This window comes from Chlorobiota bacterium (assembly GCA_016710285.1).
Classification (GTDB): Bacteria; Bacteroidota; Ignavibacteria; order OLB7; family OLB7; genus OLB7.
The window spans coordinates 3,040,760-3,066,423 of record JADJXR010000001.1; the positions used below are offsets into that span (position 1 = coordinate 3,040,760).

Here is a 25,664-nt window from a genome sequence, read left to right on the forward strand (position 1 = left end):
CCCGATCAGTTTTTTTGCACCAGCCCTTTTTCCACCAACAACTCTGCAATCTGGACCGCGTTGGTTGCTGCCCCTTTGCGGACGTTGTTGCCAACCACCCACAGGTTCAGCGTGTTCGGCTGCGAAGCGTCGCGGCGGATGCGGCCAACAAAAACTTCATCGCGCCCCTCGGCATCCAGCACCGTTGGATAGAGGTCCGCCACCGGATCGTCCATCACGATAACGCCGCTGGCCTTCTGCAAAATCTTCCGTGCCTTTGCCGGAGTTACCGGCTGCGAAAACTCAGCATTGACCGATTCGGCATGCGCGGCAATCGTGGGGATTCGGACGCAGGTCATGGTTGCGGCCAGCTTCGGCAGCTCCATAATCTTCCGCGTCTCGTTCATCATCTTGTTCTCTTCCTCGCTGTAATCGCTCCCCTCCAAAAAACTGTGGAAGATGGTGTTGAAGGCCGCCGGGCGGGGGAACTTCGGCTTGGCCGGTTGCTTCCCTTTTAGCTCGGCCATCAACTGGTCCACCCCGCTTTGCCCCGCTCCAGAAATTGCTTGATAGGTGGAAACCACCACCCGCTTCAGCCCAAAGGATTCGTGCAATGGCTTCAGCGCAACCACCAGCTGGATGGTGGAGCAGTTCGGGTTGGCGATGATTCCGCGATGCTTCAATGCTGCGCCGGGGTTGACTTCGGGAACCACCAACGGGGTTTTTTTATCCATCCGCCACGCGCTGCTGTTATCAATGGCCACCGCCCCAGCCGCTGCGGCAATTGGGCAGTAGTGGCGGCTGACGCTTCCCCCCGCCGAGAACAACGCAATCTGCACCCCGGCGAACGAGTCGGGGGTAAGCTCTTGGATAGTGTGGCTTTTCCCGCGGAACCTCACCTTCTTTCCGGCGGAGTTTTTCGAGGCCAGCAGCGTCAGCTTCTCGATTGGGAAATTCCGTTCTTCAAGGACCTGCAGCATGGTGCGGCCAACAAGGCCAGTTGCGCCAACAATGGCAATGGAGTAGCTCATGAAAATGGTTTTGGTAGAAAAGGGAACGCGTGTTACTTGATGAACACTTCTTCGGGGATTACGGAGATGACCCGCCCGTTTCCATCGTGGTCGTTGGAGTAGGCGATCATGTAGTTGTTTCCCGCTTGAAGGGCGATCCCGTTACGGCTGGCCACCACATTCCCGGAAGCATCCACCACTTGGGCGGTGATTGTCCCGGCGGCAACCTGCACCGATGCTGCGGCGGTGTTGCTTGGCGCGGCGGCGTACGATTGCAGCGGCGTTGCCACCCCGCTTACCCGAAGTTGCAGCGTGGTTGCGGAATCGTTGAACCCTGCATGGAAGAACCGCAGCCGCACGTTCCCACCCGACGGCACCGGCAGGTTATCGCGAACAACGGTTGAACGCGCCTTGGTGGTGTCGAACGGACCGCTGACGTAGATGGTGTAGCGGTTGTTTGGCTCCATTTTTAATGGCTGTGGCCCATCAACCAGCGGAGTGCTGTATCCAAAATTGAAGACGTTATAGTCGGTGTATGGCCTGTGAATCTCAACACGGTACGGCCAATCACGACGGAATAGAAGACTGAGTAAAAAGTAGGGGCCTTGCTTCTCCTCGGCATCGGTGACCTTCTCCCAAAACGGACGGTTGTACACGATTCTCTGGCTTGATGTGAAGTCCCGGCGGTAATATTCGTTTGTGGCGTATTTCGCCAGCCGGTTGGGGTCGTAGAACGTGGTGGTAAGGGCACTATCCCTTGTGGCCGCAAGGTTCACCGTCCGCACCGCGCCGAAGTCAATGCGGAAGGGGAGGCCTCCGTAGAGTTTGTTGTTGTCGGGGCCGCGGTTTTCCTGGAACAGGTTAAAGAACAGGAAGGGCTGCTCACCTTTTGGCTTTGCGTTGCCGGTCATCACAATGGTGAAGGCGGCGGTTCCGGGAAGGTTGACAAACGGTGCGGGCAGGTCGAATAAGCCATCCCCCGTTGCTGCATCCAGCACGTACAATCCGGTCCCTTGCCCCAGGATGTAGGACCGGCTGTTGACGTACGCGCTGGCCTGGCCGTAGCTCAGATTGGTGATCACCAACTCCGCACTTGCTTTGGGGTCGCCAACCTTCACATTCACCGCGCCGGCATCGGGAGAAAGGTGGATGATGCGGTAACGGTAGCCGAGTCAATGGCTGGGGTGGGGAAAAGTGTGTCGGCGGTAAGCAGCACGCGGTAATCCCCCGAAACGCCGTACAAATATGCGGTGTAGTAGGCTCCGCTATCCATCCGCGCCGTTGTTTGCGCCACCAACGCTCCAGCGTTCAGGAATGCCAACGTTTTGCCCGCCGCGCCAGTGGTATCCACCGGGTAATATTTGGCTTCGTTGATATTGGTTTGGAAGAAAAGATACTGCTGCGGCGTGTTGCCAAACAGCGGCTGTCCGGCAAGGAGGACCGTGACGTTGGGGGCATCGGGGGAAGCGTGAACGACCCGCAGAAAGGCTTTCCCCTTCAGGTCCACGACGGTGTCGTCAGGTTTTGGGGTTGGGACAAAAGGGTCATCGGGCGAGCAGGAAGCAAGGAGCAACCCGATAACAAAGAAGGCGGCCAAGCCGGCGGTGCGAAGCAGAGTGCTGTTCATCGGTAACGCTACGATTCGGTGTCAGAGCCGGGGGAATTTAAGCCCCACGTTGCAAGAATGACACAAGATAACGCAGATGATGAACATCCGCAGTGGAGGTGCCGTGGGTTCCCTCACATCACCCCCAAAACGCTGTTTTATTCTTAAATATGGGCCTATTGTCAGTTAAAGAAAAAAAATTAACATTGCTTCACATTGTCCTTGCTTCGTCTATCCGGGCTGCTTAGCTTTGCCCGTAGATTCTTCCGCGACGTTATCGGATTGGTACACCTGTCATTGTTTTTTGTACAGCGACCCTATGAACCCGAACGACCATCGCCTACTTCGGCAGAATTCTTGCAATCCTGTTCTTCCACGAAGTTCTTCCACGAAGCCCCGTTGGGGCTTCGATACCGCTGCGCTGCAACTTTCGCTCAGAACCGTTTCGTTTTTCAGGGCTTGTGTGTTAAGGCTCTTGGCTGCCGCGTGCCGTTGGCACCGCAGCGGGCTGCGGCATTCATTGCCATACCACAACAACCATAATCAACCAAATAAGGAGGCCCCGATGGACCGCGCACCATAACTCACATCTGTAGCTGCTTGGAACTACACTCGATTCCCCAATCGAACGACGGAATTATTGGCGGCCCACCGAGGCCGATTCGCCGACGTAACCAACTACAATACTAAACTAAGCATGAACAAAGACAATGAAAACTTTCATATTCCTTGTAACAGCACTTCTGCTGTTCGGGACTTCTTCTACAGCACTTTGGGGACAATGTGCCAAATGTTTGGGTGACCAAGATCAAACCACCAACTGCATCGAAGCCAAGTTGGAGGTGGCCACTCTGCAAAATAACTCCACCTGCTATCGCTTGATCGTCTATAACCATCAACATAGTGGAGTCGCTTCACGCTGCGCGACATATGACACCGCACGGTATCTCACCATGGAGCTTGTCAATCCTGCCTGCTTCGAGGACGTGAACGTGCAGATTAGCCCGGTCAAGGACAGTACTTGGGTGTATGATTCATCTGGCACGTACTACCCCAACTACGCCTACACAACGGATCATCCTAATAAAATAACGTGGCAGCGGGATCCTGTCGTGCCAGCCCCAGACTTTGCCCGATGCGAGATTGACACGTTCCTCATCTGCATAGGGTGTATCACCGGGTCGATTGACTCAAGCTGTGCCAACGGCGGGTTCGACATGAAGGTCTATTTCAGCGATGCCAACGGGAATCCAAGCTGTGTAGACGAAACCGGTCCGCCGAGCGGTCGGAACTATGAACGGGTGACACTTCGCCCGCCGGTGTGCAATGCGGGGAACTGTGGGGCGTGCCAGTTCTACGCCTCGGCCTGCAACAGCTGGGATGTGAAGTTCGGGTGCGATTACGTAGAAATCACCGTAAAGAACGACCACGGCTACCCGCAGTGCGGCCCGATGCGGCGGATAGAGTTTTGGGTAGGGGGGCTGGAGATTTGCTCCAAGGCAAACAAGCCGCAGTTCCGCGATTGGGTGACAACGCAATCGCAGTATATCAATGGCAAAACGTACTTCGCGTTTGCGTCAACGAATCAAGGACTTAAGCCGTGCGATTCGTTCAAGATCAAGATACCGTTCTGCTGTACCGAGGGAGAGAAGACGGTGTATGTGCAGCCAGGGGAAGGGTTCTGTGGCTATTGGAGTCCGGGGAGCGGTTCTGGTGGAGCCAGTGGGGATCATCCTCCACAGATTCAGCACACCTTCCCGAAGCTGGATTGCCCTGACTGCTACTTGGACAAGGATGAGGGGCGATTGGGCAGGACAGCGGTTCCCGGGTGCGACACGTTAGAGATCTGCAACAAGAACACCAGCAACACCCAGTGCGGCGGAAGCAAAGGGACGGGGAACAAGAAGTTTGATAAGGTCGTCATTGATGTTGGGACAACCTGCACAGGGGTTATTGCTCTGCCACCGCATGGGCCTGCTTGGAAAGCAGCAATCCCTCCAATACCTCCATCTACGGTTTGGGTTTTTGATGGACCACCGGTTGATCCTTGCGACTGCATCAAGTTCTTGCTCTGCGGTTGCACGAACCTTGGCGTTGTAAAATGGATCACGATGACCACCAGCGGTGACACGATCACCGTTGATAGCACCGGGGGCTGGGATGAAGACCCGTGGCCGGGGATCGGGCTACCGCCGATGAAGCAAGCCACGCCAGAGCTACCGACGTTCAGCAGTGCGGGAACCACACAGAGCAGCGTGGTGGCAACCGTAGGGGAGCCGGTTCCGAACCCGACAACGGGGCTTACCACGATACCGCTGATGCTGGTTTCCGGAAGCGGGCCGGCGTTGGTGAGCATCTATGGAGCGGATGGGAACCTGATGGGTGCGCAACAACAAAACCTCCGAATAGGGCTGAACGACCTTCGGGTGGACGGTTCGGATTGGCCGTCGGGCAGCTACCGTGTTCGGATACAAATCGGGGAAACAGTGATGAACAGCACGTTCATCCTGCGTCGTTAATCATCAACACGCTATGCACCCTCGGCACGGGAATGTGCCGAGGGTGTGTGGCATTTTTTCATAGAGGTCGTGATGAAACGACAAATAGTGATGCTTCCACTTGTGTTGTGGGTGACAGCAATGCTTCTCCATGCCCAGCAAGAAGGAAATATCTGGATTACCGTCAACGTTGGAATAGACTTTAATACTACCCCACCAACTACGTTCCCAGGATTGAGTGAGCCGACAGATGTTGGCGAAGGGATTGCCAGCATTGCCAACCGTAGCGGGAAGCAATGGCTCTTTTATACCAACGGCGAAGAGGTGTGGAATCGCAATCACACAACGATGCCGAATGCGAACTGGGCGGTTGGGGCTCTTTGGGGACATACATCATCCTCACAATCGGCACTCATCCTTCCTGATCCCGCCGATACCATGCTCTACTATATCTTCACCGCCGACTGGCAGCCATATTTTGATGATTCCGCAGGAGTGCAACGGCGTGGCGTGAATTACTCCGTGGTGGATATGCGGCGGGATGGTGGGTTGGGGGATGTCGTGCAAAAGAACATTCCACTCTTTAAGCCCGCCGCTGAGAAACTTGCTGCCACCCAAGACTGCACTGGCAAGGGATACTGGGTGCTGGCCCATGGCTGGAACGATGATCGCTACTACGCCTACCACGTCAGCGACACCGGGATTGCCGGGCCGGTCATCTCCCGCACCGGAGTCAACCATGAGTATCGTGATAAAAAAACCCACAACGCTCGTGGCTACTTGAAAATCTCCCCCAACGGGAAGAAACTTGCTGCGGCAATCATGCAGGATGGAACGATTGAACTTGCTGATTTTGACAACACTACTGGTGTTGTCTCAAACTCCCAACTCATCCCCATCGGGCAACAGACCTTCGGATTGAGCTTCTCTCCGAATAGCTCAAAATTGTACGTTATTGGTTTGTATGATGAGAATTTTCGGGATAGCCTCTTCCAGTTCGACCTCAACGCTCCCGATTTCTTGTCCACGAAAACGTTGATCGCTACCTATGATGTCGTGCATAAAACAGGAGGTCTCTACTGTCTGCAAATTGCCCCGAATGGAATGATTGTTGTTGGGGGGCCGGGGTACTACCTTGCAATGCTTGAACGCCCCGATGAGCCTGGACCCCAGTGCCGATATGTGGAACAATGGTTGGACTTGAAAGGGGCATCGGCGGTAATCCTCCCCAACCTTGTTGACAGCTGGTACGACCCCAACCCGATCCGCTGCTTGCCGCCACAAGCACGCTTCTCCCTCAGCGATTCGGTGCTTTGCCTTGGGGAGTGCTTCCGCTTGCAAGATACCTCGCGGCCATCGGCAACCTTCGGTCCACCTTCCGGCAGGCTCTGGCGTTTCCCGGGGGCAACCCCCGATACCTCAACCCTCCCAATCCCTCCGCCCCTCTGCTACGATTCACCCGGGACCTACACCGTGGAACTGGTCGTCTTCAACGAGTTCGGCACCGACACCGCACGCGCCACCCTTCGTGTGGTTGCCCCGCCAACCGTCAACGCCGGACGCGACACGGCCATCTGCCCGGGCGATACGCTCCAACTGCAAGGGAGCGGCAGCGGCACGCTTACGTGGGCGTTCACCAACGATCTCTCCTGCTGGAATTGCGCCAACCCGATTGCCGTTCCGCGTCAATCAGCCAGCTACATCCTCACCGCCCGCAACAGCAACGGCTGCGTTTCCCACGACACCATCACCGTCACCGTGGCCGACAGTGGCAGCCTGCGCATTGACCCCGTTGAAAGCATCTGTGCCGGGGAAAGCATCACCCTTCGCGGAGTCCTTTCCAATGGATCACGGCTGATAGGCTGGACCCCAAGCACCGGCCTTGACTGCGACACCTGCATGGCAACCCAAGCAACGCCGGCGACAACAACGCTCTATCACCTGCGCGCCGTCACGGCCTGCGGTGCTCCGCTGGTAGATTCGGTGCTGGTGGTGGTTCACCCGCAGCCTAGCATTCGCCTTGCGATGCAGGGGAAACCGGTGCTTTGCGCAGGCGAATCCACCACACTGGTCGCAACCGCCGACTTCGGGGACGTGCAATGGACCCCAAGCACTGGCCTTAGTTGCGACACCTGCCGAACCACCACAGCCAATCCAACCCAAACAACCACCTACACCGCAACGGTGAGGACCCCTAACGGCTGCACCGCCCGCGACAGCATCACCGTCAGGGTGGCATTGCCGCTGTTGGCAGTGGCATCGGGCGACACGGCGATGTGTGGTGGCGGGGTGGCACAGCTGAGTGTTTCCAGCAACGCAGCGGGTGCGCAAATTCGTTGGACCCCGAGCATTGGCCTTAGCTGCGACACCTGCGCCACGCCAACCGCCAGCCCATCAGCAACCACCACCTACCATGTGCGAGTGCAAAGCCAAGAGGGCTGCTGGGTTGAGGATAGCGTCACAGTGAGGATCACCCCCGCCGAGCAGCGAGAGTTTTCGATTGGCCGTGACTACCGTGTTGGTGTTGGCGGAACGAGTGAGGTGAGCATCGTGACCGAGGGAGCATCATCGAGCATGATGACGGGGATTGAGTTGGTGATGGAGTGGAACCCGCGAGTGGTGAGTCTGGCAAAGGAGTGGGGAACCGAAGGAGTCGCGATTGGCCAAGCAACGATTGGCTGGAGCCTGACGGTGAGCAGTGACAGCCTGGGGGAAGTGCGAATGCTTTTGATCCCGCCCGGCGGGCAAGGCTTGTTGGGAAGTGGTGAGGTTGCACGGCTGAAGTTCGGTGGGTTTGTTGGAGACTCAGTCGTGAGCGAGTTACGACTCGGCGGAAGTGTGGAGCCGATGGAGTGCCGAACGCTGTCATGGGTTCCGGGTCGGATTGGAGTAGATTCGATTTGCGGCTTGAGTAATCGCTTGATGGAGGTTGGTGCGTCGGGGTACGCATTGCACCCGAACCACCCGAATCCGTTCAACCCGACGACGGAGATAGAGTTTGAGTTGGGGTTATCGGGCTGGACGGAAGTAGAGATCAGCGACAGCCGTGGGTTAGTGGTGGAGCGGTTGTTTGTTGGGGAATTAGGAGAAGGGGAACACCGGATAGTGTGGAACGCGAATCGGTTAAGCTCTGGGGTGTATTACTGCCGAATCCGCAGCGGAAGCTGGCAAGCAGAGCAAGTGCTGATTGTGGTGAAGTAATCGGTTGACATGAAGGATTTGGAAACTGTCGTTGGGGCATGGCACGTGCCATGCCCCAACGATATGCTTTCGGTTATTTCTTCTTCTTTGGCTCCACTGGTGTTCTTCCGTCAACTTTGCGTGGGCCGGAAGATTGGCCGTTCCGCTGCATCTCGGCCATTCGCTGCGCTTCTTCCATCTTCTGCGCTAGCCACCCTTTCTTCTTCTGCGATGCCTCGCGCCGCAACGTCTCCAGCGTCATAGTGGTTTTGCTGTACTTCGTCATCCAGACCTGCTGGCCAATCGCCAAAACGTTGAAGGTGAGGTAGTACAGGTTCAGCCCGGAAGGGAGGAAGTTGAAGGTGAGCGTAAGCAGGACTGGCATCAAGTAGATCATCATCTTCTGCTGCGGATCGGTGATCAGCATCTTGTTCTGGAAGAACATGCTGACTCCCATAATCAACGCCATCCCGCTGATTGCGTTCCCCAACAGCGGAAGGCTGAAGGGAAGATGGAGGATTGCATCAGGGATGGAAAGATCGTGGATCCAAAGCATGAACCCGGCTTGCCGAAGGTCAATCGCGTTGCTGAGCGTGGCGTAGAGTGCGTACAGGATTGGAAGCTGGAGCACCATCGGCAAGCATCCACCCATTGGGTTGATGCCATACTCGCGATAGATCTTCATTGTCTCCATCTGCTGGCGTTGCGGGTCGCCTTTGTGTTTCTGGCGAAGATCGTCCATCACCGGTTTCAGCAGCTGCATCTTCCGCGCCGAGCGGATTTGCGGAACCGAAAGGGGCCACAACGCCAAGCGAATCAGGATGGAGAAAATGATGATGACGAAGCCGTAGTTCGGGATGAAGCTGTGAAGAAACCGGAACATCGGCAGCAGCAGATACTCGCCGATTGGGCGGATTGGTGCCCAGCCGAAATCCAACATATCGGAAACGCCATACTGCTTTAGCGCGTCGTACTGCAGCGGGCCAACAAACAGCGTGAACTGTTGGGAAGGTGCGTTGGCCTTGAACGGAACCCGCAATGCCCAAGCGTATGTTTCCACGTGGCCGTTGGAATCCACCGGGAAGGCGAATCCTGTTAGCCGGACGTTCGCGCCGCTGATGGGCGTTGCCGGAATCAGCGCGCTGCCGAAATACTTGACGTGCGTCCCCACCCATTCAACGCTGCCGCTGTAGTCGGTGCTGGACCCTTTTCCGGTCTCGGTTTGGTCCAGGTTGTGAAGCTCGTCGTTGACCTTCGCGTGGGCTTTTGCACGGCTGGATTCATCCACGCTGTTGTGTTCTTGGTACTTCATCCCTCCGGTCCAACGGAGTGTGTAATTCCCCCCGGCAATCTGTCCCTCCATCCCGGTCATCGCCACGCTAAAACCGATGCCGTAGTTGCTGCCGTGGAACACAAACCGCTTCTCAATCGTCCGTGCTGTTCCGGTGGAATCGGAGCTTGGGATTGCCAGCCGTGCCGTCACCACTGCCGAGTCGTTCGCGCCCAGGGTGATCTTCTCCGGCCCGTCAATCGTGAACTGCAGATCGCCGGTGGTGATCTCCTTCCCGGCAGCATCGGTGAAATCCAACCCCAGCACACCGGGGAAACCGCTGCTGTCGGCAATCAGCTGAACCGGCGCGCCATACCAGGTTTTGTAATTTTTCAGGGTGAATCGCGCAAGCAATCCGCCGCGTGTGTTCAGCACTGCCGTGTAGGTTGGCGTTTCCACCGTCACCAGCTTGCTGCTGGTGGCAATCAGCGGGGCGTACTGTTCGGGAAGGCGTTGCGCGGGCGGGATTGCAGCCGGAGCCGTTGGTGCTGCGGGCGTTGCTGGCGCGGGCGCAGTGTTCGCGGCGGTGTCGCGGCGGCTTGCGGTTTGTTCTTCTGGGGTTGGGGCAAAGAACATTGACCAACCGACGATCACCACGCCGATCAGCACAAATGCAAGGATAGTCCGTTTGTCCATTCTGTGTGTTGCTCAAATCAAGAAAACGACTTCGCGCCAGACGACGGCGCGAACTTCTGTTTAGATTGCCGGTTGCGGCTACGGCACAGGGTCGTAGCCGCCAGGGTGGAACGGGTGGCATTTTAAGATGCGCCGCACCCCCAAATATGTTCCCCGCGCCGCCCCGTATTTTTCAATCGCCTGCCGTGTGTATTCCGAGCACGTTGGATGGAAACGGCAGCTTGGCGGAAGCAGCGGCGAAAGGAATCGCTGATAGCCCCGAATCGCTTTGATGAAGCCAACGGTAACCGGTCCTTTCCGGGGGGGGGAAGTGGCTTCGGGGCGTTGCTGGTTATAGTTCTGCGGTTGCGGGTTCATGTCCTTCTTGCAAATCCTTCATCACTTTGCGGCGCAAACGCTCCAATCCTTTGCGAACATCATTCTGGATATCGGCAAACGGAGGAGGAGGGGATTGCTGATCCCCGCTTGGCGCGCTCCAAAGGAATGCCAAATGGAGGGTAAGCCCCGGCGGAAGCGATTGCACGAACCCATGACGAACAAGCCGATAGCTTTCGCGCAGAAGCCGCCGAATCCGGTTGCGGCGGATTGCCCCGCCCTTCCCCTTCCGGACAAAGAAACCGGCCAACACCGTTTGCTGTTGGGGCGGTTCCCCCTGGGCCAGCTCCACCACGTGGTATTTTATCACAATGGCCCCCTGGCGGAACCCTTTCCCTTGTTGGAACAGGGTGCGGACCGGCTCGTTCCCCCGAAGGATTGCCGAGCGTGGCAAGCTGGCTGGGGTTCCGATTGGTTGCTGGGAATCCATTGTTTTTTGGGGACGGTGCGGGGTTCTTCAGAAAAGATCTGCGGCCTTATTGCAACCTTATTTCAACGGAAACGCGGATTGCGATCACTGTTGAACGATCACAATCCGCGTTCGCATTGCTCTCAAAATCAGGTTAGGCCTGTGGCATCGCATCGCTGACGGTAAGGCGGTAGCGGCCTTTGGCGCGGCGGCGTGCAATCACCTTCCGCCCGTTCTTGCTGGCCATGCGTGCGCGGAAGCCGTGAGCGTTGCGGCGCTTGCGGCGGCTTGGTTGATACGTCCGTTTCATAAGGGTATTCCGGTTATGTTGTTGTTGAAAGTCTCAGTTGAAGAACGCCAAAAATACACTTGCTCCGGCAATCCATCACACGTTTTTTTGCCCGCTTACCGTAGCTAACAAATTTTCTTGGTAGGGGAAGTTGCGTGAAACTGTGGAACTGTTGCTTCAGCTTTTGGCCATGTCGTAATTTGCCCCCACTGCTTTCCGGCTGCTGTTCTTCCTGTTTGCACGGCTTCTAACTTCTTTCTCTACTTCCAACAAAAATCTAATGATACAACCCCCTGGTCAACAGAATGCCCATACTGCGTGGTCAAGGTGCCTTGAGCTTATCAAAGATCAAGTCACCTATCAAGCGTTCAAAACGTGGTTCGAGCCAACCAAGCCCTTGCAGCTTGATGGCGCCACGCTGACCATTGAGGTCCCCAGCCAATTTTTTTATGAATGGATTGAGGAGCACTACTACGCCCTTGTCCGCAAAACCATGGTGCAGGTGCTGGGGGACCAGGCCCAGCTGCGCTACCACACCGTGGTTGACAACCCGAACGAGCCTGCCGAGGCCCGCTTCATCACCGTGCCGAACCGCGCAGCCGCCGCTGCCGGCGCAACGGTGAAGTATCCGGCAACCCAAACCGGGCTTCCATTTTCCACCCCCTCCATCCAGCAGCAAGCAAAGCCGGAATCCACATATCTGAACTCGCGCTTTACCTTCGAGAATTTTGTGACGGGGGAGTGCAACCAGCTTGCCTACGCCGCAGCAAAAGCCGTGGCCGATAACCCCGGCGGAACCCGCTTCAACCCGCTGGTGATTTATGGCGGGGTCGGGCTGGGCAAAACCCACTTGGTCCAGGCCATTGGCCACCACGTCATGCAGCAGCGCCCGGGAAGTTCGGTGGTTTACATCAGCTCCGAGCGGTTCACGTTGGAGTTCGTCAACGCCATTCAGCACAACAAGTCGCAGGAGTTCATCAACTACTACCGCAATGTTGACGTGCTGATGGTGGACGACATTCAGTTTTTTAGCGATAAGGAAAAAACGCAGGATAATTTCTTCCACACCTTCAACGCACTGCACCACACCGGCAAGCAGATTGTGCTGACCAGCGACGTTCCCCCAAAACAGCTGCGCGGCGTTGACGAACGGCTGATTAGCCGATTCCAGTGGGGCCTTACCACCGACATCCAACCCCCGGATTTCGAAACCCGCGTGGCGATCTTGCAGAAAATGAGCATCAGCGAGGGCTACGACCTTCCCCCCGATGTGATTGAGTATATCGCCCGCAACGTGACAAGCTCCGTCCGTGAGATGGAGGGATGCTTGATCTCGCTCCTTGCCGAAAGTTCGCTTCGGAACTTATCGCTGACCCTGGACCTTACCCGCGAAGTCGTCAACGGAATTGCCGTGACGATTGACCCGGTGATTACCATCGAGCAGATCCAGAGTGCGGTGTGCGAGCATTTCAACCTCCCGATTAGCCTGCTGACAGGGAAAACCCGCAAGCAGGAAATCGTGCAGGCGCGGCAGATTGCAATGGCGTTGATCCGCGAGCTGACCAGCACCTCGCTGAAAACAATCGGCAACCATTTTGGCGGAAGGGACCACACCACGGTGATGCACGCCATCACCATGGTGGACTCGCTGAAGGACCGCGACGAACCGACCCGCCGCGCCCTGTTTGCTATCCGCCAAAAACTGAACCTGCCGGGGCAGTGATGGACGATGTCGCGCTCCAGAAGCAAGGGGTGATTTCCCCGCAAAACCTTGCAGCGGTTTCGGTTGAGCAGTTTTTTGCGTGCGAGCTTCGGGTTGGAACCGTGCTTGCGTGCGAACTGAATCCACGCGCCCGCAAGCCTTCGTTTGTGCTGACGATTGATTTCGGCCCGCTGGGCCTGCGCACCAGCAGCGCGCAACTGGTGGTCCTCTATTCCCCCGAAACCTTGATCGCACGCCAGGTGATTGCCGTGGTGAACTTCCCGGCACGCAACGTTGCCGGCGTGGAAAGCCAATGCTTGGTGCTGGGAATCGAAACCCCGGAAGGGGTGGTCCTGCTTGGCGTCGAACGCCCGGTTCCCAACGGAAGCCGTGTTTCATAGCGTTGAATCCGCACCTTCCTGCTTGCTCCGCGCCTCCCTTTCGCTACATTTGCCACCCAAACCTTCATCTTCTCATTAGGATCGTGCGTTCCCATGCCCACTCGTCGCGTTGCTGAATCGTGGTTGCAGTCAATCACGCCATATCAGTTTTCACCTACCGAACTCTGCGACCGATTACTTCAACTTGGACTTGAAGTAACGGTGGCCGAAAACCGCCGCGAATCGTTGGCTCCGTTTGTTGTTGGCCAGGTTCTTACCCGCGAACAACACCCCAATGCCGACCGCCTTTCGCTTTGCACCGTCAGCACCGGAGCCGAGACGTTCCAGGTGGTGTGCGGCGCGCCGAATGTTGCCGCCGGGCAGAAGATTGCGTTTGCGCCAATCGGTGCGTTTATCCACACCGCAGGCTTCACGATTGAGAAACGGAAAATCCGTGGGGTGGAGTCGCAGGGGATGATCTGTAGCGAGCAGGAGCTGGGCTTGGGGGAAGGGCACGATGGCATTCTGGTGCTTCCCGATGATGCCCAGGTTGGCACGCCGTTGGCGGACCTGCTGGGTGAGGTGATCTACGATGTTGACATCACCCCAAACCGTGCCGATTGCTTGGGCCACACCGGCCTTGCCCGCGAAATCTCCGCGCTGACTGGGAACCCGGTTCATTGGCCAACCCCGCAAATTTCCGAATCGGAATCCCCAGCCAGCGGTGCAATCAGCATCCGAATTGAGGACCCGGAGCTTTGCCCCCGCTACTCCGCCCGCGTTGTGCGTGGGGTTCGGATTGGCCCATCGCCGGAATGGTTGCAAAGCCTTTTGCGGAAGCTGGGGGTCCGCCCACGGAACAACGTGGTGGATGTTGCCAACTACGTGATGTTCGAGTGTGGCCACCCGCTTCATGCCTTCGATCTGGATACCATTGCCGGGCAGCAGATTGTTGTTCGCGCCGTCAGCGGCCAGAAGTTCACGACGCTCGACAGCAAGGAACAGACCCTTCCCGATAACGCCTTGATGATCTGCGATGCCGAAAAACCGGTGGCGATTGCCGGAATCATGGGGGGCGAAAATTCGGAGATCACCGATGCAACCGTCAACGTTCTGATCGAATCGGCCTACTTCAACCCCTCCTCAATCCGCCGCACGGCACGCAAACTTGGCTTGGCCACCGATGCCAGCTATCGTTTCGAGCGCGGAGCCGATGTTGAGATCACCCTCTATGCCGTCAACCGCGCTGCCCAGCTGATTGCCCAGCTTGCCGGCGGCGAAATCCTTGCCGGGGTCGTTGATGAATATCCGCTTCCCCACACGCCACAAACAATCCAGCTTCGGTACGCTCGCACGGTGGAGATTCTTGGGGTGGAGCTTGGCGGGCCGGACCAAGCCGCGCTGCTTCGGCGATTGGGGTTTGGCGTTGCCGAATCGGAAAACGGGGCGGACGTTACCGTCCCTTCCTATCGGGTGGATATTTACGGGGAGATTGACCTGATCGAGGAAATTGGAAGGCTGTACGGATGCGACAACATCCCAGAAGATACCCGCGCCCCAATCAGCATGGACACCTCCGAAGACCCGCTGCTGAAAACCATTGCCGAAACCCGCCGATTCCTTGTTGATAACGGCTTCGCAGAAATTGTGGGATTGCATCTAACCTCCCCCGAAATCGCGGCCCAATTTGGAAACCCCGTCCACCTGAAAAACTCGCTTGGTCGCGACACCAGTGCCATGCGGACCAGCCTTGCCCCCACGCTGGCAAACGTTGCGGGGTTGAACGAACGCCACAGCCGCCCCGATCAAAAATTGTTCGAGATCGGCAAGGCCTTCCGCCGTTCCCAATCGGGGAAGGGGGTGATACCGGGGTTTGTGGAGATGACCGAGCTTGGAGCGTTGATTTCCGGGGCCGCCGAGCCTTCCGGTTGGGACACCCCGGCCCGCCAGTTCGACCTGTTCGACCTTCGCGCAGCGGCGGAGCGATTGCTGGGAAGGCTCTCCGTTCGGGAAGCCACGTTCGCCCCGGTGGAGGTCCCGCAGTGGGGGATTGGCGCGCCGGCGCTGGCCATCCACATCGGCGGCCAGGAAGTTGGAAGGATGGGACCGCTGGACGCTTCGGCAGCCAAACACTACGATCTTCTGAAGCAACCATTTCTGCTTCTGTTGGACCTTGAGTTGGTGGCCAACCATGCGTTCCAGCAGAACAGCTATCGCGCACCTTCGCGGTTCCCGGTGGTTCATCGCGACATCGCCGTGATTCTCCCGGCGGCGGTTCCCAACGGCGCGGTGGAATCCACCATCCGCGTGGCCGGGGGGGCGTTGCTAAGCGGGTTGCGGCTGTTCGATCTGTACCAGGGGAAAGGGATTGAGCCAACCGAGAAATCGCTGGCATACTCCATCAGCTTCACCAGCCACGACCAAACGCTGGAGGACGCGGAGATTGAGCGCGTGATGGGGCAGATTGTGGCTGCCGTTTCGGCGGAGCACGGCGCGCGGTTGCGCCAGTAGCCTTTCCCACACGCTTCGCGTACTTCCGCACATTCAGCCAACAGATGCACGCAGTATTTTTAGCAGATACTTTTCTTCCAAGCAACCGATGACGAACGAATCCGCCGAACTCCGGAAATCTCTAGAGCGATTCCAACAAGCCATTGACGCGCTGGCCGACCGCTACCTTGAGCTTCGCCGCGAACGGAAGCGCAACCTTGAACGCATTGCCGAACTTGAGCAAGAACGCTCCGCTGCCGAGATGACCATTTCGGTCCACCAGGAGATCGTTAATCAAGAACGGAGGCGCGGGACCGAGCTGGAGGAGCGGGTGATTCAGGGGGACCGCCGGTTGTCGGAGCTGATGCACCGGGTGGATGAATTGGAGGAAGTGGTGGCCGAGCGCGAAGCCATGATTGCCGAGCAGGAGGACACTATCGGCCAGTTGCGCCGGCAATTATCGGAAGCGCAGGAGCAAGGGGGGAAGTTCGACGAGCATTCGGAGCAGTTGAACATGAAGATTGCCCAGCTGAGCGATCAGCTTGCGGCCAGCCAAAATGTGAGCAACGAGCGCGCCCAGCAGTTGGAGCATTCCGAAGCCGAACGCGCCGATCAGGTTGCGAAGCTCACCGCCCAGCGGGATGCCGGAACCGCCCAGATAGCCGAACTGCGCAAGGCAATCGCGACGTTAGGGGAGCAACGCGTGGGGGTGGAAGAAAAATATCAGCAGACCATCAGCAAGTTGGATGCGGCCACGCGCCAGGTATCCATGACCCGGAACGAGGCTGCCCTTGCCGTTGCGGCATCGGCCCAGATGCAGGCGGAGTCGTTGCAGCTGAAGCAATCCGCCGCAAAAACGGACGAGCTTCGCCACGAAGCCGACGAGGTTCGCCGCCGTTTCACCTCGGCCAGCGAAGAGCTTACCAAGCTGCGCGAGGAGCTTGCCATCACCCAGCAGAAGCAGGGGGGGACATCGCTGGAGCTGCAAATGGCCAACAACGAAATAGCCCGATTGCGCGAGCTGTTGGACGCTCGCGAGGTCCAAATCCGCGACGCACAAAACGACGGGACAAAGCTGAAAGAGGACTACGCCCAAAAGCTATCGGCCCTTGAGGAGAAGCACATTGAGTTCGATATGGAGATCGAGCGGGCGCGGCGGCAGGTGGCTTCGATGGAGGCCGAGCGGGACCAAGCCTTCGTGCAAATCTTTGCCATGCAAAACCGGGTGAAAGAGATGGAGGAGATGGAAGGGGAGGCAACCAGCGAGCAGAAAACCCGGATTGAGCAACTAACCCGCGACCTTACCGAAGCCTTGGAAATGGCCGCCCGAAAGGAGCAAGAAACTATTGCCGCGTTGCAGGAATCCGAGGCCATTCGTGCGCGCTGTTTTGACTTGAACGAGCAAGTCCAACAACTGGCTCAAGAGCTGGACGACCACCGCCAAGCGTTGCAGCAGAAGGGGGGTGAGGGGATGGAGGAAGGGGAACGCCAGGAGCTTCGCGACCGCGTTGCTGGGGCGATTGCTCTTCTGGATCGCCACTTGGGTGGATAATGCTTTGTTTTGCCACGGCGATTGTAGTATAATTGCCCACAGTCATTAACCCTGGTCTTCCTGCGAAGAGCCATGTTGCCCGTGGCACGGGCAACGGCAGCAATCGCGGAAGAATGGTACGACCAGCAAGGGGAGTGACCGCGCATGAACCGTTCGGCAGGGGGATGAACCCTTGCTGGCACGGAGGAAAAGGAGCCTAAGCGATTTCAACCAGATCTTCAGATTCAGGGCCGGGGAACCGAGGCGGGGGCAACAGATTTTCAGCACTTTCATACACCGTTCAACCCGCCATTGGGGACGATGCAGACCATTACTGTTCAGATACATGGCTCGGAATACAAATTGCGTGGCGACGACACCACGCGTATTCAAGAAGCCGCCGGGATAATAAACGAGCAGATGCGATTCATCTCCAGCAAGGCACCCACACAGCCGCCGGCGACAATCGCTGTGCTGGCGGCGTTGAACACTGCCGAGTTGTTGATTGGCGAGCAGGAACGCTCGCGGACCGAACTGCAGGACTGCGCCCGCCGATTGGACGGGATGGCAGCTTCCATCCATGAATTGCTGGAGATGGAATAACCCCAGCGCAGGCGCGCTGCTGGTTGAAATCATTGCTTGGCCACAAGCAACCGTGGGGAACCTTGCAACCGTTGCCGGTTGTGCCGTTCGTTCCACTTTTTCTTTGACATCGAACGTCGCGAACAATGCCCGCACTGCTCATTGTGCAAAATCGCAATACATGAACCTATAGTTGCGACTATGGGCGATTGGCTCAACACGTCAATCACAGGCCTCGTTTTCTGCATCAGCAGAAAAATCTTCCCGCGTTCACTGCGGGGGGATCGGTGGAAGTGAGCGATGTGGTGGCAGTCACCCACCGTGTTCTTGTTGGGTTCTACCTTTGCCTGCAAGCAACGCCCTTGTGGTTTTCACAGGGGTCACGCCTTTGCACGATGAGCAGGCGGCACTTTTTCCCGTTCGTGTCCCTTTCCCTTTGCCACACCGAACCTCTCACGCCGGTCTCCGATCTCTCACATTTTCCCCTCTATTGCTCTTCTGCCTTGCGCCGGGGGCTGCGCATGGTTCTGGCATTGGCCGCGACCCTTGCGCAGTAATTATCACATTCCATTTTTTCAGTGGGGGTTCCAAGTATGGAAACATCAACCCTTCTCATAGTCCTGGCCGCCTCGATTCTTGGTTTCGCGTTATCCTACTTCTTCGCAACCAAATCAACGAAGCAACAACTGGCCAACGCCGAGGAACGCGCCCAGGAGATTATCAGCGACGCGCAGCAAAAAGCCGAAATCCTAAAACAAGAAAAACTGCTGGAAGCCAAAGACGACCTTAGCAAAAAACGGCGGCAACTTGAAGAAGACCACAACCGGCGCAAGGAAAAGCTGCAAGGGATTGAAAAACAAATCAAAACGCGAGAGGAGAACATCGAGAAAAACCTCTCCAAAAAATTAGAAATCGCCACCCGACGGGAGAAGGAACTGCTGGTTCAGCAGAAGGAGATGGAGAAGAAAGTGGCGCAAGTGGAAGAACAACGCAAGGCCACCGAGCTTCAGAAAAAGCAGATTGACAACGCCAAAACAACCATCGAACAGCAGAAAAAAGTTGTTGATACGTTGGTTGAGGAGCAGAATCACCGCTTGGAGCGAATCAGCGGAATGTCCAAAGAGGATGCCCGCAAGTTCCTGATGGAAAACATGGTCAGCGAGGCCAAGCTGGCCTGCGCCCAACAGGTGAAAGAAATCCGCGACCAAGCAAAGCTGGAGGCCCGCCGCGAAGCGCAACGCGTGATTGTTCAAGCAATCCAACGGACCGCATCCGACCACTCGGTGGAGACTACCGTCTCGGTGGTGAACTTGGCCAGCGAGGATATGAAAGGGCGGATTATCGGGCGCGAAGGGCGGAATATCCGTGCGTTCGAGGCCGCAACCGGTGTGGATGTTATCGTGGATGATACCCCCGAAGCGGTCATCATCTCCGGCTTCGACCCCTTCCGCCGCGAGGTTGCCCGCATCGCGCTGGAACGCTTGATGCACGATGGCCGCATCCACCCCTCACGCATCGAGGAGATTGTGGACAAAGTTCGGAAGGAGTTGGAGGAGGATATCATCCGCACCGGGAACAACACCTTGCTGGAGCTTGGAATCGGCAACGTCCATGCCGAAATCGTGAAGCTGATTGGCAAGATGAAATACCGCTCCAGCTACGGCCAGAACGTCCTAAGCCACTCGATCGAGGTCTCCTACCTGTGCGGAATCATGGCTCGCGAGCTTGGGCTGGATGCCAACCTTGCCCGCCGCGCCGGGCTGATGCACGACATGGGGAAATGCGTGGATCGGAACATCGAGGGGCCGCACGCGCTGTTGGGGTTCGAGATCGCCAAGCGGTACAAGGGGCATCCAATCGTCTGCAACGCCATTGGTGCCCACCACGAAGACATCGAGATGGAAACGCCGATTGCGGTGATTGTCCAGGCTGCCGACGCAATCTCCGGCGCGCGCCCGGGCGCACGCCGCGAATCGCTGGAGGCCTACGTGAAGCGGCTTGAGACGTTGGAAACCTTGGCCCGCTCCTTCGAGGGGGTTGCGAAAACCTACGCCATCCAAGCCGGGCGGGAGGTTCGGGTGATGGTGGAGCCGGAACGCGTGGACGACCTGATTGCCGACCAACTTGCCCACAACATCGCCGAAAAAATTCAACAAGAGATGGAGTATCCCGGGCAAATTAAGGTGACGGTGATTCGGGAGCGGCGGTCGGTTGGATATGCCAAATAACTGCCCCACGGCAGCATCGGTACAAAACAAACGGGCGACCATTTCGCAAGAATGGTCGCCCGTTTCGGTAGTTGCTTTTTTATGAGACTGTTGGGGATTACTTCGAGACAGTCAGGCGGCGTGTCAGCGTTCCCAGCGATGTTTGAAGCCGGTAGAAATACGCTCCCGACGGAAGATCAATCGCGGAAAAATCGTACTCGTAGATTCCCCCTTCCTGGCGTTCGTCCACCAACACCCGGATTGGCGTTCCCAGCAACGTGTAGATTGTCAGCTTCACGTTGGTTTCAACCGGGATGCCGTAGCGGATCATGGTTGTTGGATTGAAGGGGTTGGGGAAATTCTGGTCCAGAAACAGACGCTCCGGCACTGGCGATTCGCCACGGATATCCACCCCGGTAAGAAGGAATCGGGAAAAAATAGATTCGAAAGGAATGGAGTTGGGGGCTTGCCCGGGAACCACGTTGCGCGCCGCTTCCGCAGCGAACAACCCTTGTGACCCCAGCAGCATCGCGCCAAGCAATGCCGATTGAAGAAGCGAGCGAAAGGAAGTACGTTGTCTGTTCATACCGTCACCTGTAGCAAGAATTGTGCCTGTGAAGTTCCCTCAGTAAAGTGTTTTCCTGACGATGTGCGCGTTGAGACTGGCACACCACAAAAATGTTTCATAGGCTGCGATGCTGGGGGAAGAAAAGCCTTTCTCTGTTGCCTGGGCTCTGTTGCCTGGGCTAGCCCAGTGCATCCAGCATTCGATCCAGTTCCTCAATCGTGATATTCTCGTAGTAATCTTCGTTAATCGCCACCATTGGCGCGCCGCCGCAGGCCCCCATGCACTCCACTTCCTCCAAGGAGAATTTGCCGTCGGCGGTGCGCTGGTTATGGCCAATCCCGTACTTGCTGGAAACGTGTTGATAGACCGCCTCGCCGCCGCGCAGCATACAGCTTACGTTGGTGCACACCTGCACGTGGTATCGCCCCATCGGCTTCTTGAAGTACATGGTGTAGAAGGAAGCCACACCATAAACGTGGGAGTAGGGGAGGTTCATAACCTCGGCCACGTGTTTCATCACCCCAACCGAAAGCCAGCCCCATTTTTTTTGCGCCATCCACAAAACGGGCATAATGGCCGATTTTGGGCTGGGGTACAATCCTTTCAACTGCTCCACTTTTGCAAGCTCTTCCGGTGAGAACTCGATTGGCCCTTCAATTTCCTGAAGTGGTTCAGCCGCTGCCGACAAATCAATCATGGTGTGCTTCGGTTAAAAAAGGAGGATATCCGTGTTGAATCTGTTCGCTGGGAACTGCGTTGGGCAAAAGTACAAATTCCCCTGTATCTGTGCACCCGTTCCCGGGCGTCACGGTTCGGGAAATCGTTCCGCATCGTTTCCGCAACACGTAACAGCCTTATGCGAGCACCCAGTTACCCCCTTGTTCCCTTGCACGGCCACCGTGAACTTGGGTAAGTTTGCCAAACGTTCCCGCTCGTTACCCCGCTTCCTGCGGGGGGCGGCTTCACACTTCGACAGACCATGGACACTACGAAGATCGTCGGCGAAGGCCTTACCTACGATGATGTTTTGCTCATCCCACAGTACAGCGAGGTTCTCCCAAGAGAAACGAACCTCACCACCCGTTTGTCACGTGGCATCACGCTTCATATCCCCTTGATCTCCGCCGCAATGGATACCGTTACCGAGTCGGCAATGGCTATCGCGCTGGCACGCGAAGGGGGGATTGGCATCATCCACAAAAACATGACGGTGGAGCAACAGGCCGAGCAGGTCCAACGGGTGAAACGCTCCGAAAGCGGAATGATCCTGGACCCGATCACCCTGGGCCTGAACAGCCGCGTTGGCGAAGCCCTTCACCTGATGCGGAAATACTCCATCAGCGGCGTTCCAATCATTGACGACAACGGGCTGCTGGTTGGCATTGTCACCAACCGCGACCTTCGGTTCCAGCCGGAGCAGAACCTTCCGATCACCGAGGTGATGACCAGCGAAAATCTTATCACCGCCCCGCTGGGAACAACCCTTGAAGGTGCCGAAGCAATCCTGCAAAAACATGGCATCGAAAAATTGCCAGTGGTGGATTCCGACGGGCGGCTGCACGGGCTGATAACCTTCAAGGACATCCGCAAAAAACGCCAACACCCCAACGCCGCAAAGGATGACCATGGCCGCCTTCGGGTGGGGGCCGCCGTTGGGATTGCCGCCAACACCCTGGAACGGGTGCAGGCATTATGCCGCGCAGGGGTGGATGTTGTGGTGGTTGACACCGCCCACGGCCATTCCCGAGGGGTGATCCAGATGGTGCGGGAAGTGAAAAATGCCTTCCCAGAACTGCAGGTGATTGCCGGAAATATCGCCACCGCCCAAGCCGCACAATCGCTTGCCGAGGCCGGGGTGGATGGGATGAAAGTTGGGATCGGGCCGGGGAGCATCTGCACCACACGCGTGGTTGCTGGCGTTGGCGTGCCGCAGCTTACGGCGGTGATGGAGGTTGCCAGCGTTGCCGCGCGCCACGGAATCCCGATCATTGCCGATGGCGGAATCCGCCAAACCGGCGACATCGCCAAAGCCATTGCTGCCGGTGCCGATACCGTGATGTTGGGAAGCCTGCTTGCCGGTGCCGACGAAGCTCCAGGGGAGAAAATCCTTCTGGATGGACGCTCTTACAAGGTCTATCGCGGGATGGGGTCCATGGGGGCAATGGCCGATGGCTCCGCCGACCGTTATTTCCAAGATGTTGAGGATGGCCTGCAGAAGCTGGTCCCCGAAGGGATTGAGGGCCGCGTTCCATCCAAAGGTCCATTGTCCGACATCGCCTTCCAGATGGTGGGGGGGCTTCGGGCAGCAATGGGGTATTGCGGCTGCGGCACCATCCCCGAGATGCAGCAGCGTGCCCAGTTCGTCCGGATGACCTCGGCCGGATTGCGCGAATCCCACCCCCACGATGTGACGATCACAAAAGAATCACCAAACTACATGTAAGCCGCCGCTGCCTTGCGGGGCAATCCGCACGCGGGGCAACACCCACACCGACGCACGAATGAAGCAATTGCTGGTTATCGCCTACTACTTCCCTCCAATGGGGTTAAGCGGAGTGCAGCGGACGCTGAAATTCGTGAAGTATCTGCCAGAGTTCGGCTGGCAACCAACCGTGCTGACCGTTCAGCCGCACGCCTACTTCGCCTTCGACGACACACTGCTGCAGGAACTGGAAGGGAAAGAAATCCCAATCTGGAGGGTTGCGCCGGCGGGGATTTTCTCCCTGTTCAAAGGGCGAAAAACCGTTCCGCTGAAGAACGAAGGTGGGCGCAAGATGCTGAACCGTATCAGCCAAGCCGTCTTCATCCCCGACAACAAAACCGGGTGGGGGAAGCAGGCCTTCCGGGAATTGAAACGCCGCGATCTTGGCCAATTCAACGCCCTGTTTGCAACGGCCCCGCCGTTCACAAGCCACCTGCTGGGCGGCAAGCTGCGCCACCGCTACGGCATCCCGCTGGTGCTGGATTACCGCGACGCTTGGTTGGAGTTCCCCTACCATTATTACTGGACCGGCTGGCACCGGAAGAAGCATCAAGCGTTGGAGCAGAAATCGCTTGCCGCCGCCGACGCTGTGGTGGTCACCAGCAGCCATATCCGCCGGTTGTTGCTGCAACGCTATCCCGAGCTTCAGTTGGGCAACCGCCTTTCGGTGCTGACGCAGGGGTATGATCCCGAAGATTTCCAACAGATGTCGGCTTTGCCGGAATCCGCGCCGCAGCCGCTGGACCCGGCAAAAACTCACTTTGTTTATACAGGAATTTTTTACGAGGATCGCGACCCCAAGCAGCTGTTCCGGGTGCTGGCTCAGATAAAGGCGCAGCATCCAAGCATCTACCCAACGCTGGCGTTCCACATGGTGGGATATGTGCAGCAAGAATATCGGGCAATGGCCCAGGCGATGGGGGTGGATGGATGCTTCCATTACCACGGGTATGTTGAACACCGCGAGTCCATCGCCTGGATACAGCGTGCCGATGTCGTCTGGTTCAACATTGGTGCGCGGTCGCAAGGCTTCCAGACGGTTTCCCCGGGGAAGGCGTTCGAGTATCTGGGAAGCCGCAAACCGATCCTTGCGGTGCTGCCGGAGAACGACATCCGCACCATTCTTGAAGGCTTCCATCACGCCGTGATCGTGAACCCCGACGACGACGACGCGCTGCGGCAAGCAATCCTCCGGCTGGCCAAGCAGAAACAAGCATCGCAACTTCCGATTGCCGATGCCGCCGCCGTTGCCCGGTTCGACCGCCGAAGGCTGACCGGCGAACTGGCGAACATTCTGGACCGAATCTCAACAACAACATCATAACCATTGCAAGCATGAACAACCACCGCCTTGCGCTGCTTCGCGCCAGCATGAAAAAGCAAAACCTGGATGGATTGCTGGTGACCCACCTTCCCCACATCCGCTACATCAGCGGTTTCTCCGGAAGCTCCGGGCAGTTGCTGCTTACCCGGCGTGCGGCGTGGTTCATCACCGATTTCCGCTACCAGGAGCAAGCCGCTGCCGAGCTTCGCCCCGATTTCAAAACGATCATCACCAGCACCCCGCACGAGACGATTGCCGAGAAGAAGCTGATCCGCGAAGGGATGAAGATCGGGTTCCAAGACAGCTACACGACGGTTGCGGCGTTGGCCGCGCTCCGCAAAAAATTCCGCAAGGTGAAGTTTGCCCCCACCGGCGCGATGGTGACCAAAACATCCATGGTGAAAACCCCCGATGAAGTTGCCGCAATCCGCACCGCTGCCGACATTGCTGCGCGAGTCTATCAGGAAATCCTTGGAATCGTCAAGCCTGGAATGCGGGAAAACGAGGTGGCGATGGAGATCAGCTACTTGGGGAAAAAGTTCGGTTCGCAGGGGGACGCATTCGACATCATCGTGGCATCGGGCCCGCGTGGCGCGTTGCCGCATGGCCGCGCCAGCACCAAAAAAATCAAGTCGGGTGAGTTGGTGACGCTCGATTTTGGCTGCATCCACAACGGGTTCAACAGCGACATGACCCGCACCTTCGCCGTCGGGAAGCCGTCGCCGCTGGCGCGGAAGATTTACGACATCGTGCTGAACGCCGAACAATCCGGCGTGAACGCCGCCCGCGCCGGAATGACCGGGAAAGAGCTGGACGACGTCTGCCGCAACCTGATTACCGAAGCCGGCTACGGCGACAAGTTCGGCCACTCGACTGGGCATGGGTTGGGGATCGAGGTCCATGAGCAACCTGGTGTCAGCTTCCGCTCCGAAAAACAGATATTGCCGGAAGGGGCAGTGGTGACGATCGAGCCAGGGATCTATCTCCCCGATCAATTAGGGGTCCGCATCGAAGACGACGTGCTGCTAACCGCAACCGGCTGCACGGTCCTGACCTCCTCACCACGCGAACTGATTATCGTCTAAA

Annotated in this window: 20 protein-coding genes; 11 read left to right on the plus strand and 9 right to left on the minus strand. The window is 57.4% G+C overall.

Translation table 11 applies throughout. The annotated features are described in order from the left end of the window. Nucleotides 1-5: 5 nt before the first annotated feature. The 3 genes from IPM61_11140 to IPM61_11150 are packed head-to-tail and all read right to left on the minus strand — an operon-like array spanning nt 6 to nt 2,616. Nucleotides 6-1,010 (minus strand): aspartate-semialdehyde dehydrogenase, encoded by a 1,005-nt coding sequence (locus IPM61_11140; protein MBK8911869.1) that lies wholly within the window; start codon nt 1,008-1,010, stop codon nt 6-8. Between the two features lie 32 nt (nt 1,011-1,042). Further along, nucleotides 1,043-2,074 carry a DUF4397 domain-containing protein gene (locus IPM61_11145; protein MBK8911870.1) on the minus strand — a complete coding sequence of 344 codons (1,032 nt, stop codon included), beginning with the start codon at nt 2,072-2,074 and terminating at the stop codon, nt 1,043-1,045. 35 nt (nt 2,075-2,109) lie between these two features. After that, nucleotides 2,110-2,616 (minus strand): DUF4397 domain-containing protein, encoded by a 507-nt coding sequence (locus tag IPM61_11150; GenBank protein MBK8911871.1) that lies wholly within the window; start codon nt 2,614-2,616, stop codon nt 2,110-2,112. A gap of 821 nt (nt 2,617-3,437) precedes the next feature. Between IPM61_11150 and IPM61_11155 the strand changes: the two genes are divergently transcribed. Continuing rightward, on the plus strand, nt 3,438-5,114 hold the full coding sequence (locus tag IPM61_11155) for a T9SS type A sorting domain-containing protein (protein ID MBK8911872.1): 1,677 nt from the start codon (nt 3,438-3,440) through the stop codon (nt 5,112-5,114). 72 nt (nt 5,115-5,186) lie between these two features. Then, complete coding sequence (locus IPM61_11160; GenBank protein ID MBK8911873.1) at nt 5,187-8,294, plus strand: hypothetical protein; 3,108 nt, start codon at nt 5,187-5,189, stop codon at nt 8,292-8,294. A gap of 73 nt (nt 8,295-8,367) precedes the next feature. Here the strand turns inward: IPM61_11160 and yidC are convergent, their stop codons facing one another. The 4 genes from yidC to rpmH form a co-directional block, all read right to left on the minus strand. Beyond that, complete coding sequence (yidC, locus tag IPM61_11165) at nt 8,368-10,239, minus strand: membrane protein insertase YidC (GenBank protein ID MBK8911874.1); 1,872 nt, start codon at nt 10,237-10,239, stop codon at nt 8,368-8,370. A gap of 78 nt (nt 10,240-10,317) precedes the next feature. Beyond that, a complete protein-coding gene (gene yidD / locus IPM61_11170; GenBank protein MBK8911875.1) occupies nt 10,318-10,596 on the minus strand; it encodes a membrane protein insertion efficiency factor YidD in 279 nt (92 codons plus the stop codon). Continuing rightward, nucleotides 10,571-11,044: a ribonuclease P protein component gene (locus tag IPM61_11175; GenBank protein MBK8911876.1), complete on the minus strand. Its 474-nt coding sequence runs from the start codon at nt 11,042-11,044 to the stop codon at nt 10,571-10,573. Before IPM61_11175 ends, yidD begins: the two co-directional genes overlap by 26 nt. Before the next feature lie 133 nt (nt 11,045-11,177). Then, nucleotides 11,178-11,333, minus strand: a complete 156-nt coding sequence (rpmH, locus tag IPM61_11180; protein MBK8911877.1) for a 50S ribosomal protein L34 — start codon at nt 11,331-11,333, stop codon at nt 11,178-11,180. Nucleotides 11,334-11,592: 259 nt separating this feature from the next. Here rpmH and dnaA point away from each other — a divergent pair, with 259 nt between their 5' ends. The 6 genes from dnaA to rny all read left to right on the plus strand — a co-directional run bounded on the left by dnaA (nt 11,593) and on the right by rny (nt 20,225). Next, nucleotides 11,593-13,035 carry a chromosomal replication initiator protein DnaA gene (gene dnaA / locus IPM61_11185; GenBank protein MBK8911878.1) on the plus strand — a complete coding sequence of 481 codons (1,443 nt, stop codon included), beginning with the start codon at nt 11,593-11,595 and terminating at the stop codon, nt 13,033-13,035. Further along, nucleotides 13,035-13,415 (plus strand): tRNA-binding protein, encoded by a 381-nt coding sequence (locus IPM61_11190; GenBank protein MBK8911879.1) that lies wholly within the window; start codon nt 13,035-13,037, stop codon nt 13,413-13,415. The genes dnaA and IPM61_11190 overlap by 1 nt, the downstream gene beginning before the upstream one ends. A gap of 93 nt (nt 13,416-13,508) precedes the next feature. After that, nucleotides 13,509-15,905, plus strand: coding sequence for a phenylalanine--tRNA ligase subunit beta (locus IPM61_11195; protein ID MBK8911880.1), 2,397 nt, complete (start codon nt 13,509-13,511; stop codon nt 15,903-15,905). An 88-nt stretch (nt 15,906-15,993) separates the two neighbouring features. Next, on the plus strand, nt 15,994-17,436 hold the full coding sequence (locus IPM61_11200) for a hypothetical protein (protein ID MBK8911881.1): 1,443 nt from the start codon (nt 15,994-15,996) through the stop codon (nt 17,434-17,436). Nucleotides 17,437-17,736: 300 nt separating this feature from the next. Beyond that, a complete protein-coding gene (locus IPM61_11205) occupies nt 17,737-18,018 on the plus strand; it encodes a cell division protein ZapA (protein ID MBK8911882.1) in 282 nt (93 codons plus the stop codon). Nucleotides 18,019-18,590: 572 nt separating this feature from the next. Continuing rightward, the gene (gene rny, locus IPM61_11210; protein MBK8911883.1) at nt 18,591-20,225 is read left to right on the plus strand and encodes a ribonuclease Y; all 1,635 of its coding nucleotides are present in this window, start codon (nt 18,591-18,593) and stop codon (nt 20,223-20,225) included. A 97-nt stretch (nt 20,226-20,322) separates the two neighbouring features. On the opposite strand, the gene IPM61_11215 is transcribed toward rny, so the two are convergent. Together IPM61_11215 and IPM61_11220 are read right to left on the minus strand one after the other, a co-directional pair. After that, entirely contained in the window at nt 20,323-20,790 is a 468-nt protein-coding gene (locus IPM61_11215) for a T9SS type A sorting domain-containing protein (protein MBK8911884.1), read from the minus strand. A 160-nt stretch (nt 20,791-20,950) separates the two neighbouring features. After that, on the minus strand, nt 20,951-21,469 hold the full coding sequence (locus tag IPM61_11220) for an NAD(P)H-dependent oxidoreductase subunit E (protein ID MBK8911885.1): 519 nt from the start codon (nt 21,467-21,469) through the stop codon (nt 20,951-20,953). Between the two features lie 282 nt (nt 21,470-21,751). Here IPM61_11220 and guaB point away from each other — a divergent pair, with 282 nt between their 5' ends. Genes guaB through IPM61_11235 form a run of 3 tightly spaced genes read left to right on the plus strand, consistent with a single transcriptional unit; the run spans nt 21,752 to nt 25,663 of the window. After that, nucleotides 21,752-23,215 (plus strand): IMP dehydrogenase, encoded by a 1,464-nt coding sequence (gene guaB / locus IPM61_11225; GenBank protein ID MBK8911886.1) that lies wholly within the window; start codon nt 21,752-21,754, stop codon nt 23,213-23,215. A gap of 58 nt (nt 23,216-23,273) precedes the next feature. Continuing rightward, complete coding sequence (locus IPM61_11230) at nt 23,274-24,578, plus strand: glycosyltransferase family 4 protein (GenBank protein MBK8911887.1); 1,305 nt, start codon at nt 23,274-23,276, stop codon at nt 24,576-24,578. Between the two features lie 11 nt (nt 24,579-24,589). After that, complete coding sequence (locus tag IPM61_11235; GenBank protein ID MBK8911888.1) at nt 24,590-25,663, plus strand: aminopeptidase P family protein; 1,074 nt, start codon at nt 24,590-24,592, stop codon at nt 25,661-25,663. Nucleotide 25,664: the final 1 nt, after the last annotated feature.

Excerpts from the sequence above, each read along its gene's own strand:
- IPM61_11140 (MBK8911869.1), bottom strand. The coding sequence starts at position 1,010 with ATGAGCTACTCCATTGCCATTGTTGGCGCAACTGGCCTTGTTGGCCGC.
- IPM61_11150 (MBK8911871.1), bottom strand. The coding sequence starts at position 2,616 with ATGAACAGCACTCTGCTTCGCACCGCCGGCTTGGCCGCCTTCTTTGTT.
- IPM61_11160 (MBK8911873.1), top strand. The coding sequence starts at position 5,187 with ATGAAACGACAAATAGTGATGCTTCCACTTGTGTTGTGGGTGACAGCA.
- yidC (MBK8911874.1), bottom strand. The coding sequence starts at position 10,239 with ATGGACAAACGGACTATCCTTGCATTTGTGCTGATCGGCGTGGTGATC.
- yidD (MBK8911875.1), bottom strand. The coding sequence starts at position 10,596 with ATGAACCCGCAACCGCAGAACTATAACCAGCAACGCCCCGAAGCCACT.
- IPM61_11175 (MBK8911876.1), bottom strand. The coding sequence starts at position 11,044 with ATGGATTCCCAGCAACCAATCGGAACCCCAGCCAGCTTGCCACGCTCG.
- rpmH (MBK8911877.1), bottom strand. The coding sequence starts at position 11,333 with ATGAAACGGACGTATCAACCAAGCCGCCGCAAGCGCCGCAACGCTCAC.
- dnaA (MBK8911878.1), top strand. The coding sequence starts at position 11,593 with ATGATACAACCCCCTGGTCAACAGAATGCCCATACTGCGTGGTCAAGG.
- IPM61_11190 (MBK8911879.1), top strand. The coding sequence starts at position 13,035 with ATGGACGATGTCGCGCTCCAGAAGCAAGGGGTGATTTCCCCGCAAAAC.
- IPM61_11195 (MBK8911880.1), top strand. The coding sequence starts at position 13,509 with ATGCCCACTCGTCGCGTTGCTGAATCGTGGTTGCAGTCAATCACGCCA.
- IPM61_11200 (MBK8911881.1), top strand. The coding sequence starts at position 15,994 with ATGACGAACGAATCCGCCGAACTCCGGAAATCTCTAGAGCGATTCCAA.
- IPM61_11205 (MBK8911882.1), top strand. The coding sequence starts at position 17,737 with ATGCAGACCATTACTGTTCAGATACATGGCTCGGAATACAAATTGCGT.
- rny (MBK8911883.1), top strand. The coding sequence starts at position 18,591 with ATGGAAACATCAACCCTTCTCATAGTCCTGGCCGCCTCGATTCTTGGT.
- IPM61_11215 (MBK8911884.1), bottom strand. The coding sequence starts at position 20,790 with ATGAACAGACAACGTACTTCCTTTCGCTCGCTTCTTCAATCGGCATTG.
- IPM61_11220 (MBK8911885.1), bottom strand. The coding sequence starts at position 21,469 with ATGATTGATTTGTCGGCAGCGGCTGAACCACTTCAGGAAATTGAAGGG.
- guaB (MBK8911886.1), top strand. The coding sequence starts at position 21,752 with ATGGACACTACGAAGATCGTCGGCGAAGGCCTTACCTACGATGATGTT.
- IPM61_11230 (MBK8911887.1), top strand. The coding sequence starts at position 23,274 with ATGAAGCAATTGCTGGTTATCGCCTACTACTTCCCTCCAATGGGGTTA.
- IPM61_11235 (MBK8911888.1), top strand. The coding sequence starts at position 24,590 with ATGAACAACCACCGCCTTGCGCTGCTTCGCGCCAGCATGAAAAAGCAA.